The sequence below is a fragment of the Aeromicrobium sp. CF4.19 genome, assembly GCF_051262555.1.
GTDB lineage: Bacteria > Actinomycetota > Actinomycetes > Propionibacteriales > Nocardioidaceae > Aeromicrobium.
In genome coordinates, this window is sequence record NZ_JBIMEU010000016.1 from 1 (window position 1) to 11,348 (window position 11,348).

Annotated in this window: 13 protein-coding genes; 7 read left to right on the forward strand and 6 right to left on the reverse strand. The window is 71.8% G+C overall.

Annotation, left to right across the window (positions count from 1 at the left end; all coding sequences use genetic code 11):
• Positions 1–151 precede the first annotated feature (151 nt).
• A complete protein-coding gene (locus tag ACHAAC_RS17305; protein ID WP_435717604.1) occupies positions 152–487 on the reverse strand; it encodes a hypothetical protein in 336 nt (111 codons plus the stop codon).
• 332 nt (positions 488–819) lie between these two features.
• Here ACHAAC_RS17305 and ACHAAC_RS17310 point away from each other — a divergent pair, with 332 nt between their 5' ends.
• From ACHAAC_RS17310 to ACHAAC_RS17325, 4 genes are read left to right on the forward strand one after another with little or no spacing between them, the layout of a single operon-like run.
• Positions 820–1,644 carry an ABC transporter ATP-binding protein gene (locus ACHAAC_RS17310; protein WP_435717606.1) on the forward strand — a complete coding sequence of 275 codons (825 nt, stop codon included), beginning with the start codon at positions 820–822 and terminating at the stop codon, positions 1,642–1,644.
• 7 nt (positions 1,645–1,651) lie between these two features.
• On the forward strand, positions 1,652–2,371 hold the full coding sequence (locus ACHAAC_RS17315) for an ABC transporter permease (protein WP_435717608.1): 720 nt from the start codon (positions 1,652–1,654) through the stop codon (positions 2,369–2,371).
• Positions 2,368–3,093 (forward strand): ABC transporter permease, encoded by a 726-nt coding sequence (locus ACHAAC_RS17320; protein WP_435717610.1) that lies wholly within the window; start codon positions 2,368–2,370, stop codon positions 3,091–3,093. Before ACHAAC_RS17315 ends, ACHAAC_RS17320 begins: the two co-directional genes overlap by 4 nt.
• Before the next feature lie 7 nt (positions 3,094–3,100).
• Entirely contained in the window at positions 3,101–4,012 is a 912-nt protein-coding gene (locus ACHAAC_RS17325; RefSeq protein ID WP_435717612.1) for an ABC transporter substrate-binding protein, read from the forward strand.
• 130 nt (positions 4,013–4,142) lie between these two features.
• On the opposite strand, the gene ACHAAC_RS17330 is transcribed toward ACHAAC_RS17325, so the two are convergent.
• Together ACHAAC_RS17330 and ACHAAC_RS17335 are read right to left on the reverse strand one after the other, a co-directional pair.
• On the reverse strand, positions 4,143–5,183 hold the full coding sequence (locus ACHAAC_RS17330; RefSeq protein WP_435717614.1) for an NAD-dependent epimerase/dehydratase family protein: 1,041 nt from the start codon (positions 5,181–5,183) through the stop codon (positions 4,143–4,145).
• The gene (locus tag ACHAAC_RS17335; RefSeq protein WP_435717615.1) at positions 5,180–5,989 is read right to left on the reverse strand and encodes an S-methyl-5'-thioadenosine phosphorylase; all 810 of its coding nucleotides are present in this window, start codon (positions 5,987–5,989) and stop codon (positions 5,180–5,182) included. Before ACHAAC_RS17335 ends, ACHAAC_RS17330 begins: the two co-directional genes overlap by 4 nt.
• A gap of 131 nt (positions 5,990–6,120) precedes the next feature.
• Here ACHAAC_RS17335 and ACHAAC_RS17340 point away from each other — a divergent pair, with 131 nt between their 5' ends.
• Together ACHAAC_RS17340 and ACHAAC_RS17345 are read left to right on the forward strand one after the other, a co-directional pair.
• Positions 6,121–7,248 carry a molybdopterin-dependent oxidoreductase gene (locus tag ACHAAC_RS17340; RefSeq protein WP_435717616.1) on the forward strand — a complete coding sequence of 376 codons (1,128 nt, stop codon included), beginning with the start codon at positions 6,121–6,123 and terminating at the stop codon, positions 7,246–7,248.
• 49 nt (positions 7,249–7,297) lie between these two features.
• Positions 7,298–7,729 (forward strand): hypothetical protein, encoded by a 432-nt coding sequence (locus ACHAAC_RS17345; protein ID WP_435717618.1) that lies wholly within the window; start codon positions 7,298–7,300, stop codon positions 7,727–7,729.
• On the opposite strand, the gene ACHAAC_RS17350 is transcribed toward ACHAAC_RS17345, so the two are convergent.
• From ACHAAC_RS17350 to ACHAAC_RS17360, 3 genes are read right to left on the reverse strand one after another with little or no spacing between them, the layout of a single operon-like run.
• Positions 7,707–8,345 (reverse strand): class I SAM-dependent DNA methyltransferase, encoded by a 639-nt coding sequence (locus ACHAAC_RS17350; RefSeq protein ID WP_435717619.1) that lies wholly within the window; start codon positions 8,343–8,345, stop codon positions 7,707–7,709. The genes ACHAAC_RS17345 and ACHAAC_RS17350 overlap by 23 nt on opposite strands.
• Before the next feature lie 20 nt (positions 8,346–8,365).
• Positions 8,366–9,013 carry a TIGR04282 family arsenosugar biosynthesis glycosyltransferase gene (locus ACHAAC_RS17355; RefSeq protein WP_435717621.1) on the reverse strand — a complete coding sequence of 216 codons (648 nt, stop codon included), beginning with the start codon at positions 9,011–9,013 and terminating at the stop codon, positions 8,366–8,368.
• Complete coding sequence (locus tag ACHAAC_RS17360) at positions 9,013–9,687, reverse strand: glycosyltransferase family 2 protein (RefSeq protein WP_435717623.1); 675 nt, start codon at positions 9,685–9,687, stop codon at positions 9,013–9,015. Before ACHAAC_RS17360 ends, ACHAAC_RS17355 begins: the two co-directional genes overlap by 1 nt.
• A gap of 274 nt (positions 9,688–9,961) precedes the next feature.
• Here ACHAAC_RS17360 and ACHAAC_RS17365 point away from each other — a divergent pair, with 274 nt between their 5' ends.
• The gene (locus tag ACHAAC_RS17365) at positions 9,962–11,263 is read left to right on the forward strand and encodes a hypothetical protein (RefSeq protein WP_435717625.1); all 1,302 of its coding nucleotides are present in this window, start codon (positions 9,962–9,964) and stop codon (positions 11,261–11,263) included.
• The last annotated feature ends 85 nt before the right edge of the window (positions 11,264–11,348 follow it).

Here is an 11,348-nt window from a genome sequence, read left to right on the forward strand (position 1 = left end):
ACCCCGACGGGACTCGAACCCGCGACCTCCGCCGTGACAGGGCGGCGCGCTAACCAACTGCGCCACGGGGCCTGGACGCTTGCGGCAGAACCGCGAACGCAATCGTAGCCCATCGCCGCGACGCCGACCAAAACGGGTCGAGGGCGTTCGATCAGCTGGGTCGGTCCCAGGCGGCCACCCCGTGGATGTCGTCTCCCGAGAGGCCAGGAGCCGTGGGATCAGGGTGGGTGGCCCCACGACGAGTCGGCTCGTTGGTGCTGTCGTCCCAGCCGGCGGAGGCGTCCAGACCGGTGCGGGTGGCGGCCTCGGTTCCATCGGAGGTGTCGGGGCGTGGGCCTGCCTTCGCGGAACCGCCCGGGACGACCCCGGGGGTCGAGACGGGCCGGGGCGTCGCCGGGGCGCCGACGACCGCGGCAGTCCCTTGACGACGTCGCTTGGCGTACCAGAAGGCCGCGGCGGCGGCGAGAGCCAGTCCGACGAGACGCATGGTGTCCCCCTTCGCTCGGCGCGCCCCCGGACGAGGGCAAGGACCAGCCTAACCCGAGTCCGGGCCCTCCGCGGGCCGGACGGCGTACGGGCGCAGGAGGCCTGGGAGCGTGCGGCAGCCGGGCCTCCAGGGGGCGGCGAGACGTGTTCTGTCCTCGGCGACCTTCATGATCATCGATGTGGAAGCCGCGACCCCGGTCGGGCGTCACCCCCGACCGGGGGGCGACGTACCGACCTTCCGATTGCCGATGGAGCGTCTGCGGTGAAGACTGTCCTGCAGCCGGACCGACCCAGACCCCACGGACCCGCGCCCACGGCGCGGCGAGGAGCCCCATGATCGAGTACCGATCCGTTGCCAAGACCTTCCCCGACGGCACCCAGGCAGTGGGTGAGTTCGACCTCACGATCGACTCCCACACCACCACCGTCCTCGTCGGGTCCTCCGGCTGTGGCAAGACCACCCTGCTGCGGATGGTGAACCGGATGGTCGAGCCGACCGCGGGGCAGGTGCTGATCGATGACGAGGACGTCGCCGCGCGCGATCGCGTGCAGCTGCGGCGCAGCATCGGCTACGTCATGCAGCATGCCGGGCTGCTGCCCCACCGCAAGGTCATCGACAACGTGGCGACCGTGCTGCGCTTGAACGGGACCGACACGAAGGTGGCGCGCGAGCGGTCGCTGGAGGTCTTGCACACCGTCGGTCTGGACGAGTCGCACGCAGCGAAGTACCCGGGTCAGCTCTCCGGTGGCCAGCAGCAGCGCGTCGGCGTCGCCCGGGGGCTGGCCGCCGACCCCAACATCCTGCTCATGGACGAGCCGTTCGGCGCGGTCGACCCGATCGTGCGCGACGAGCTGCAGGCCGAGCTGCTCCGGCTCCAGCGCGAGCTCGGCAAGACCATCGTCTTCGTCACTCACGACATCGACGAGGCCTTCCTGCTCGGTGACCAGGTCGTCATCCTCAAGACCGGGGGCGAGGTGGCGCAGGTCGGCAGCCCCGCAGACATCCTCGCCCGGCCCGCCGACGACTTCGTCCGCAGCTTCGTGGGGCTGGACAAGGGCAGCCGTGCCCTGCACGTAGAGGACCGCGAGGGCCGTCAGGTGGTGGTCGACGCCGCCGGCAAGGCGACGGGCGTCCTGGCCGACCCCGCGAAGGCGTGATCTCGCGATGACCTGGGCATGGGACAACCGTGAAGTGGTGCTCGACTACTTCTGGCAGCACACCTGGCTGAGTATCATCCCGATCGTCGTGGGCTTCGTGCTCGCGGTGCCCGTGGGCTGGTACGCCAGCCGGCACCCGCGCCTGCGCGGGTTCCTCCTCACGGGCGGGAGCATCCTGTACACCATCCCGTCGCTGCCCCTGTTCGTGCTGCTGCCGGGCATCATCGGCACCGGCTTCCTGAGCCCGTTGAACGTCATCATCGCGCTGAGCATCTACGCCTTCGCGATCATGGTCCGGACCTCGGCGGACGCGTTCACCGCGGTCTCCCCGGCCGTGCTGGACGCCGCGACGGCCACCGGGTACTCCTCGGGTCAACGGGGGTTCCTCGTGGAGCTCCCGCTCGCCGGGCCGGTGCTGCTGGCCGGCGTGCGGGTGGTCAGCGTCAGCACCATCAGTCTCGTCACGGTCGGCGCGCTCATCGGGGTCAGCAACCTCGGGTCGCTGTTCACCAGTGGCTACCGGCGTGAGTTCACCACCGAGATCCTCGTGGGGCTCGTGGCGATCGTCGTCCTGGCGCTCGCGCTCGACGCGTTGCTGGTGCTTCTGGGACGCGTCCTCATGCCGTGGTCGGTGGCCCGGGCATCGAGTCCGACGAGCTCGATGTGGCGCCGTCTGGCGGCCCGTGGGCCCGAGACGTCGCCCTTGGGCGGAGGAGGTTCCGGATGAGCGTCATCACCGACACCGCTGACTGGCTGCTGGACGGCGCGAACTGGACCGGTGGTACCGGCGTGCCGACGCGCGTCGTGGAGCACCTCGGGTACACCGGACTGACGATGCTGGGAGCCGCGGCGGTCGCCGTGCCGCTCGGCCTGTACATCGGGCACACCGGACGATTCCGCACCGCGGCGATCAGCGTCACCGGAGCCCTTCGTGCCCTGCCCACCTTGGGCGTCCTCACGTGGTTCACGTTGCTGGTCGGCATCGGTCTCACCGCACCCATCCTCGCGCTCGTCCTGCTCGCCGTGCCCCCGCTGCTCGCGGGCATCTACTCCGGCATCGAGGACGTCGATCCCCAGACCGTCGACGCGGCCCGGGCGCAGGGGATGACCGAGTGGCAGATCCTGCGCTCGGTGGAGGTCCCCATCGCACTGCCCCTCATCATCGGCGGTCTGCGCAACGCGACGTTGCAGGTGGTGGCCACGGCCACCGTCGCTGCCTACGTCACGCTGGGCGGCCTCGGCCGCTACATCTTCGACGGCCAGGCCGTGCGCGACTATCCACAGATGGTGGCGGGCTCCATCGTCGTGGTGGCGCTCGCGCTCGCCCTGGACGGACTGTTCGCCCTGGCCCAAGGCGCAGCCGGGCGGGCAGCTCGGCCGGGTCAGGCTGCCACGACTCGCCGTGCACGTTCCACCACCTCCACCACCTCCACCTCCCCCACCACCTAGGAGTGACATGTCCACCACGCACCATGCCTTGGGCCGCATCGTGGCCGGGGCTGCTGCCGCAGCCCTCGTGCTCGGAGCCTGCGGCGGCGACCCCACCGAGGGCGACGCCGACTCCATCATCGTCGGCTCGGCCGGGTTCAACGAGAACGAGGTCATCGCCGAGATCTACGCCCAGGCGCTCGAGGCCGAGGACGTCGACGTGCAGCGCCAGATGCAGATCGGTGCTCGCGAGGCCTACATTCCCGCGCTCGAGGGCGGCGAGATCGACCTGATCCCCGAGTACACCGGCAACCTGTTGCTCTACTTCGACCCCGAGTCGGAGGCGACGACGGCCGAGGCGATCGACGAGGCCCTGGACGAGGCCCTGCCCGAGGCGCTGGAGACGTTGGAGGAGTCGGCGGCCGAGAACAAGGACTCCTACAACGTCACGAGCGAGCTCGCCGAGGAAGAAGGCCTCGCGGCGATCGGTGACCTCGGCAAGATTGACGGGCTCCGTGTGGCCGGGAACCCCGAGTTCGAGACCCGCTCCTACGGCGTCCCGGGTCTGGAGCGCGTCTATGGCGTCTCAACCGACCCCGAGGACTTCGTGCCGGTCAGCGACAGCGGTGGGCCGGCAACGGTCGACGCGATCGTCAGCGGCGAGGCAGACGTCGCCAACATCTACTCCACGACCCCCTCGATCGTCGCCAACGACCTGGTGACGCTGGAGGACCCGGAGAACATGATCGCCGCCCAGAACGTCGTGCCGCTCATCAACGAGGAGAAGGCAAGCGACGAGGTCGAGGACGTTCTCGACGCCATCTCGGCCGAGCTGACCACCAAGGACCTGCTGGCCCTCAACGAACGGGTCGACGGCGACGAGAAGGCCGCCCCGGCCACCGCCGCGACCGACTGGCTGGAGGACAAGGGCCTGATCTGATCCCGGGGCGTGCTGATTCCCATGTCGACATGGGAACCAGCACACCTGCATGGTCTTCTTCCAGATGCACGGGTTGCTCTCCGTGCATCTGGAAGAAAGCCGTGCAGCTGGGGGTCGCGGGTGCGTCGGCTCAGCGGGTGCGCAGGGCCGCGGTGGCGAGCTGGGCGATGCCCTCGTGCGGGGAGATCTGGGCACGAAAGCCCAGACCGTGCGCTGCGGCCTCGGGCGAGGCGACCACGTGGCGGACATCGAAGGCCCGGTAGTCACCGGTCAGCTCCGGTTCCGTGGCGTCGGCGGCCCCGGCCAGGGTGCTCGCCATCTCGCCGATGGTGAACGGCGTGCCCGAGGCGACGTTGTAGGGCGTGACGCCCTGCGGATGGTCGGCCACCTGCTCGATCGCCAGGACATTGGCCAGGGCGACGTCGCGGACGTGCACGAAGTCGCGCACCTGCTGGCCGTCCTCGAAGACGCGAGGGGCCTCCCCGCGGGCGATGGCGGAGCGGAAGATCGCCGCGACCCCGGAGTAGGGCGTGTCCGCAGGCATGCCCGGCCCGTAGACGTTGTGGTAGCGCAGCGCGACCGCCCGGGCGCCTTCGAGCGTGCACCACGCCGAGGCGTAGTGCTCCTGCGCCACCTTGGACGCCGCATAGCTGGTGCGCGGCAGGAAAGGCGTGGTCTCGTCGATGAGCCGCCAGGTGATGTCGCCGCCGCAGACCGGGCAGCGCGGGTCGAAACGACCGGCGGACAGGTCCTCCTCGTGGCGCACCGCCGGCGGGACGTCACCGTGGTCCGGGCACGTGAAGCGGCCGTCGCCGTAGACGACCATCGACGACGCGAGGACGAGGTCGGCGACGCCGACGCGGGCCATGGCCGCGAGCAGGTGCGCGGTGCCGGCGTCGTTGTGCTCGGCATAGGCGGGCAGGTCCTGGGCGTCGACGCCGTTGCCGACCATCGCAGCCTGGTGGCAGACGACGTCGATGTCCGCGAGGTGCTCGTCGAGGGCGTCGTGCCGCAGGTCGAGCGGCAGGATCGCCGGGTCGCGCGTGGCGTCCGGGCCGTGGGCGGCGTCGAGGTACATGTCCAGCCCGAGCACATCGTGGCCGCGCTCGCGGGCCACCTCCGCGACGTGTCCGGCGATGAACCCGGCCGCCCCGGTCAGCAGGATCCTCACGGCAGCTTCACCGGCAGGTCCATGCCGTCGACGGCGTGCGGGCACGCACAGTCGCGGCCCCCCTCGGTGCTCGGTGCCAACCCGGACACGATCCCTCGCAGGGCCGAGCGCAGCAGCTCGGTGTGCTCGCCGAAGACCTTGAACACCTCGGCCTGGCTGACCCCGCCGCCGGCGTCGACCCCCGCGTCGTGGTCGGTCACGAGCGCCACGGCGGCGTAGCAGAGCGCCAGCTCCCGGGCGAGGACCGCCTCCGGGTGGCCGGTCATGTTCACCAGCGACCAGTCCTGCGCCGCGTACCACTGCGACTCGGCGCGCGTGGAGAAACGTGGGCCGTCGATGACGACCATGGCACCGCCGTCGGTGGGGTCGTGCTCGGCGAGACCTTCGAGGAGGGAGCCGCGGAGCCGGTCGCAGTACGGGTCCGCGAAGGAGATGTGGCAGGCGCCGGAGTCGAAGTACGTCTGCGCTCGGCCGGTCGTGCGGTCGACGAGCTGGTCGGGCACGACGAGGCTGCCGGGCCCCAGCTCGGTCTTGAGGCTACCCACCGCGCAGGGAGCCAGCACCTGGCGCACACCGAGGCTCCGTAGCGCCCAGAGGTTGGCGCGGTAGGGCACCTGGTGCGCCGGGAAGTCGTGGTGGCGGCCGTGCCGGGGCAGGAAGGCGACACGGCGCTCGTCGACCGTGCCGACGACGACCGGCGCCGAGGGCTTGCCGTAGGGCGTGTCCACCTCGAAGGACTCGGCGTCGTCCAGGAACGTGTAGAAGCCGGAGCCGCCGATGACGGCCACGTCAGGTCGGTCGGTCATGCGGTCGCGTCCTCGCCCCCTGCTCGCAGGTTCGTCGGACCGTCTTCAGATCGTCGGGAATCTCGCGGGGGTACCCCCAGCTGGCACTCGTTCATGTGTCCACCCTGTCAGGTGGTGCGAGGATGTGCTCCATGAGACTGCCTCGCGTCGAGGACTTCGAGGACCGCCTGCGTGGTCCGCGGACCGCCTCGCGACTCGGGCTGTGGCTGGGGGCGGCGTTCGGGGTGTGCCTGCTCACCGGGCTGTGGTCGCACCTGCAGCAGGACACGCCGCAGTGGTTGACGATCCCGACGTCCCCCGCTTCGCTGTACCGCGTCACCCAAGGCGTGCACGTCGCGACCGGCGTGGCGACCGTCCCGTTGCTCCTGGTGAAGCTGTGGTCGGTCTTCCCGCGGCTGTTCCAGCGGCCCCCACGCGGCGCCCGCCGGTTGCTGGTGCACGCGCTCGAGCGCGGCTCGGTCGCGCTGCTGGTGGCCTCGGCGGTCTTCATGCTCGTCAGTGGCGTCCTCAACGTCGTGCAGTGGTATCCGTGGGAGTTCAGCTTCCGCAGCACGCACTTCGCCGTCGCCTGGCTCGCCGTCGGCTCGATCTTCGTGCACGTCGCCGTGAAGCTGCCGGTCATCCGCGAGGCTCTGGGGGTCCCGCCGGATGACGAGGAGGCCCAGGGGCCCTCGCGACGCACGATCGTCGGTGCGACGCTCCTGGCCTCGGCGGGTGCCACGATCCTGACCGTGGGGCAGTCCGTCACCCCGCTGCGTCGGATCTCCGTGCTGGGGGTGCGCGACGGCGACGGCCCGCAGGACCTCCCGGTCAACCGCACGGCTCGGCAGGCAGGAGTCACCGGCACGGCACTCTCGGACGACTGGCGCCTGGAGGTCGAGCATCGCGGCGACGTCACGGTCCTCACACGGGACGACCTGCTGGCCATGGGGCAGCAGACGCACCGGCTGCCGATCGCCTGCGTGGAGGGGTGGAGCCGGTCGGCGGACTGGACGGGCGTGCCGGTGCGCGACGTCCTCGAGGCCGCAGGCGTCCCGCCCGGTCTCGACGTCGTGGTCCGGTCGCTGCAGACGCGTGGGGCCTTCGCGGCGTCGGAGCTGCGCGAGCACGTCGTCGCCGACCCGCGCACGCTGCTCGCCCTGCGGCTGAACGGCGAGACGCTCGCCCTCGACCACGGGTTCCCATGCCGCCTCATCGCGCCCAACCGGCCGGGCGTCCTGCAGACGAAGTGGGTCACGCGGCTGGAGGTGCAGGCATGAGTCGCAGCTCGCAGCGCTCCCGTGGTGGCCCGTTCGAGGACGTGGTCGCATGAGAGCCGCTCGCCTGGCGATCGGTGCGGCGGGGATCCTGCTCGTGCTCATCGGCCTGGTCAACCTGCGAGAGCTCGACGGCGGCCAGCTGGTCTCGACGTTCCTGTGGCTCGCCGGGGGTGTCCTCGTGCACGATGCCCTGCTCGCCCCGCTGACGATCCTGGTGGTCGTGGTCGCGAGGCGGCTCGTCCCACCTCCGGCTCGCTCCGCCGCGACCGTCGGGCTGCTGGTGTGGGGCACCGTCACGATCGCCACGGCCAACGTGCTGCTCGGGATGGGCGGCGTGCCGGACAACGACACGCTGCTGAACCGCCCCTACGTCGGCTGGTGGCTCGCGCTCACCGTGGTGTGGTGGCTCGGCGTCGCGGTGCTGGGCCTGCTCGCCGTACGGCGAGCACGTCCGGTGCTCAGACCGAGCGCCGGCTCCTGAGCACCGCGGCCCGGCGCTCGCCGGAGACGCGGATCTCCTCCAGGTCCAGACCGGCCTCGTCGGCGACCTCGCCGATGGCGTCCGCGCCGACCACCGACCAGTGGAACCCGGGCGTGAGGTCCTGCCCGACCTTGAGCCGAAGCTTCTCGGTGACGACGCCGACGCCGTGCTGGGCGACCTCCACGACGGCGCGACCCCCGGGGCGCATGAGCTCGGTGACGCGGTGCAGGAGTCGCACCGGGTCGCCGCCGATGCCGATGTTCCCGTCGGCGAGCAGAGCACGGTCCCACCGCCCGGCATCCATGAGGCTGGTGAACACGTCGCCCTGGACCGCGTGGGCGCCGCGGTCGCGAGCCTGACGGACCGCCTCGCCGGAGATGTCGATGCCGAGCGAGGGCACGCCGCGAGCGGTCAGGGCAGCGGCGAGCCGTCCCGGTCCGCAGCCGATGTCGAGCGTGCGCTCGTCCGGGGCGGTGTCCAGGAAGAGCGCGAGGTCGTCCGCGTCGGCGGGCAGGCGCCACCGGTCCACCGAGAGGGGCTTGGAACGCCCGTCGGGCTGGAGCAACCAGCACCCGATCCCGGAGAACGCCGCATCGAGCGCGTCCGTCGTGGTCACGACCACCATCGTCTCAGCGGTCACCGCTGTACCCCCGTCTCTCGTACGACGGCCGACGCTCTGAGATGAACGAAGGTCGACGCCACCATGAACGCATCTTGCCACTCGTCGATGTCCCGCGCCGGGCAGACCTGCGCCAACGGGCGGGGCAGGACTGCCTCGGTGTCCGCACCCGTCCGCTCCGTGGACATCTCCACGTGGGCCAACGGTGCTGCGTCGCCGGGCTCCCGGAGAGCGAGCAGCCACCACCCGCCGTCCTCTGCGTGACCGAGCACAGCGCGATGGTCGAGCAGGAGCTCGCCGGCCTCGCGCAGCTGCTGGGCCGTGACCTGCGGAGTGTCCATGCCGACCTGCACCACGCCGTGCCCCTCGGCGGCATCGGCGTGGGCCCGGACGAGCCGCTCGCCGAAGGTGTTGCCGTGCTGATGGACCACCACGCTGGACTCCAGCGCCTCGCGCAGCTGGCCGGGGCGGGCGGCCGCGTCGAGGTCGCCCGTCATGGAGACGACGACGCGCCACCCGGTGGCCCGGGCGGCCTCGAGGGTGTCCAGCAGGGCGGCGGCCGCGAAGTCGGCGGCGGTGTCGTCGCCGACCGTGGCGGCGAGGCGGGTCTTGGCCAGACCCGGAACGGGGGCCTTGGCGACGACGAGCACGGTGGGGGCGCCCATCAGACCGTCCTCAGCACGCGCAGGAAGTCGGTGATCGCCCGTCGGGTCCCGCGCAGGGAGCCGGACACCTTGGACGTCGTGCCGGCGGCGCGGGGCCGGTAGTCGATGTCCCGCTCGACGACGCTCCACCCGGCGCGCGAGGCCCGGATCATGAGCTCGAGCGGGTAGCCGAAGCGCCGGTCCTGCACGTCGAGCGCAAGGAGGTCCTCACGTCGAGAGACCCGCATCGGGGCGAGGTCGTGGATGCCGAACCCGCTGGAGCGACGCAGCCACGTGGCCAGCACCAGGGTCCCGGCGCGGGCGTGCCACGGCCACACGCCGCGGGCGACAGGACGACGGCGTCCGACGGCCATCGTGGCCTCCCCGGACCGCACGACGGCGAGCAGTCCGGGCAGGTCGGCGATCGTCATGGAGTCGTCACCGTCGACGACGGCGACGTACTCGGCGGTGGCGGCCTCGATCCCGGCGTGGACCGCGGCTCCGTAGCCGGGGCGTGGCTCCTGGACCACCCGGGCGCCCAGGCTTCGCGCGACGTCGGCGGTGCCGTCGCTGGAGCCGTTGTCCACGACGACGACCGCGAAGCCCTCGGGAACGTCAGCCAGCACCAGGGGCAGGGCGGCCGCTTCGTCGCGGCAGGGGATGACGATGTCGCACGTCGCGGTGGCCTCCAGCATCCCTACAACCTACGGGGGCCGTGGTTGCAGGACGATCACGACGCCGTTCCACCGGTCTGACTAGGTCGTGTTGGGGAACTCCGCGCAGTCGGCTGGGCGTCAGCCGCGCTGGGCTGACAAGGCCTGGGGGTACCTCCCGCGAGCGGAGCGAGTGAGGGGGCGGGCCGAAGCCATGCCGGGTGTTGTCTCGCGAGGACCGAGAACGCCGTCAGCGCGGATGCGCGGGCGTGCAGACGGCGCGTGGGGTTTCCCAACACGGCCTAGGCTGGCGGCCATGCAGCAGCGACGGCTCGGGACCGCGTCCGTCGTGTCCGCCGCAACCGGTGTGCTGCTCGTCGTGACCGCAGCCGTGGCGGCCTACGTCATCGGCAGCGACGTCCGCGTCCACTGGCCGCCCCTGCACGCCGTGTGGGGTCCGCGCTTCGACGCTCGCATCGTTCCCGCCGCGCTGCTGGGCGTCGTCCTCGCGATCTCGCTCCCCACCCTCGTGCAGCGGCTGCCGTGGCCGGGTGCCGTGGCAGCCACGGCTGGAGCGTCGTGGGCGTGGACGCTGGCGCTGGCCCTGAGTGACGGACCCTACGGACTCGGTCGCGTCATGGAGCGCAGCAGCGAGTACCCGACGACGGCACGCACGGTCACGGACATCCCGGCGATGCTGGCCGAGTTCATCGACCGCATCCCCACCGGCGCGCAGGACAACTGGCCGATCCACGTCGCGGGGCACCCGCCCGGTGCCCTGTTGCCGTTCGTGTGGCTGGACCGCCTGGGCGTCACGAGCGGCTTCTGGATCGCGATGGCCGTGGTGACGATCGGGGCCAGTGCCGTCGCGGCGGTGATGCTGACGATCGACGAGCTGGGGGATCGCGACGTCGCACGGCGTGCGGGCCCGTGGCTCGCGATGGCTCCGCTGGTGGTGTGGGCCGGGGTCAGTGCGGACTGGATGTTCGCCGCGATCGGCGCCTGGGGCCTGTACCTGCTGGCCCGTGCCGGCGTGCGGGGCAGCGTCCCAGCCGCGCTGGGGGCCGGGGCGCTGCTCGGCTACTGCGTCTTCCTCTCCTACGGGCTCGTGCTGCTGGGCGTCCTGGCCCTCGCGGTCCTGTGGCTGGCCCGCACGTGGCGCCCCCTGCCGTGGGCCGCCGGGGCCGCGCTCGTGGTGGCCGGCGCGTTCGCCGTGCTCGGGTTCGCGTGGTGGGACGCCTACCCGGTGCTGCGGGAGCGCTACCAGGACGGCATCGCCTCCGAGCGGCCCTACGGGTACTGGGTGTGGGGCAGCGTCGCGGCGTGGACCTTCACGGCCGGCGTCGCCACCTGGGCGGCGTTCCCGGCGCTGTGGCAACGGCTGCGCCAGACCCGTCACGACGCGGTGGCGGTGCTCGTGACGGCGGGCCTGATCACCATCGCCCTGGCCACGCTCTCGGGCATGAGCAAGGCGGAGGTGGAGCGCATCTGGCTGCCCTTCACGGTGTGGGTGGTGGCCGTCGGTGCGCTGCTCCCGAGCCGCTGGGTGCGGCCGCTCCTGCTGCTGCAGGTGACGATTGCCGTCGTGGTGCAGGTGCTGCTGATCACGCGGTGGTAGGCGGCCGCGCTCGCTTCGCTTCGCGCTCATTCTGCGCGCTCCGCAGAGCTCCGCGCGCAGCCGCCTCTCGTCGCTTCGCTCCTCG

What these genes read in the sequence shown, in the direction of transcription:
- ACHAAC_RS17305 (WP_435717604.1), bottom strand. Translation starts at nt 487, where the DNA reads ATGCGTCTCGTCGGACTGGCTCTCGCCGCCGCCGCGGCCTTCTGGTAC.
- ACHAAC_RS17310 (WP_435717606.1), top strand. Translation starts at nt 820, where the DNA reads ATGATCGAGTACCGATCCGTTGCCAAGACCTTCCCCGACGGCACCCAG.
- ACHAAC_RS17315 (WP_435717608.1), top strand. Translation starts at nt 1,652, where the DNA reads ATGACCTGGGCATGGGACAACCGTGAAGTGGTGCTCGACTACTTCTGG.
- ACHAAC_RS17320 (WP_435717610.1), top strand. Translation starts at nt 2,368, where the DNA reads ATGAGCGTCATCACCGACACCGCTGACTGGCTGCTGGACGGCGCGAAC.
- ACHAAC_RS17325 (WP_435717612.1), top strand. Translation starts at nt 3,101, where the DNA reads ATGTCCACCACGCACCATGCCTTGGGCCGCATCGTGGCCGGGGCTGCT.
- ACHAAC_RS17335 (WP_435717615.1), bottom strand. Translation starts at nt 5,989, where the DNA reads ATGACCGACCGACCTGACGTGGCCGTCATCGGCGGCTCCGGCTTCTAC.
- ACHAAC_RS17340 (WP_435717616.1), top strand. Translation starts at nt 6,121, where the DNA reads ATGAGACTGCCTCGCGTCGAGGACTTCGAGGACCGCCTGCGTGGTCCG.
- ACHAAC_RS17345 (WP_435717618.1), top strand. Translation starts at nt 7,298, where the DNA reads ATGAGAGCCGCTCGCCTGGCGATCGGTGCGGCGGGGATCCTGCTCGTG.
- ACHAAC_RS17355 (WP_435717621.1), bottom strand. Translation starts at nt 9,013, where the DNA reads ATGGGCGCCCCCACCGTGCTCGTCGTCGCCAAGGCCCCCGTTCCGGGT.
- ACHAAC_RS17360 (WP_435717623.1), bottom strand. Translation starts at nt 9,687, where the DNA reads ATGCTGGAGGCCACCGCGACGTGCGACATCGTCATCCCCTGCCGCGAC.
- ACHAAC_RS17365 (WP_435717625.1), top strand. Translation starts at nt 9,962, where the DNA reads ATGCAGCAGCGACGGCTCGGGACCGCGTCCGTCGTGTCCGCCGCAACC.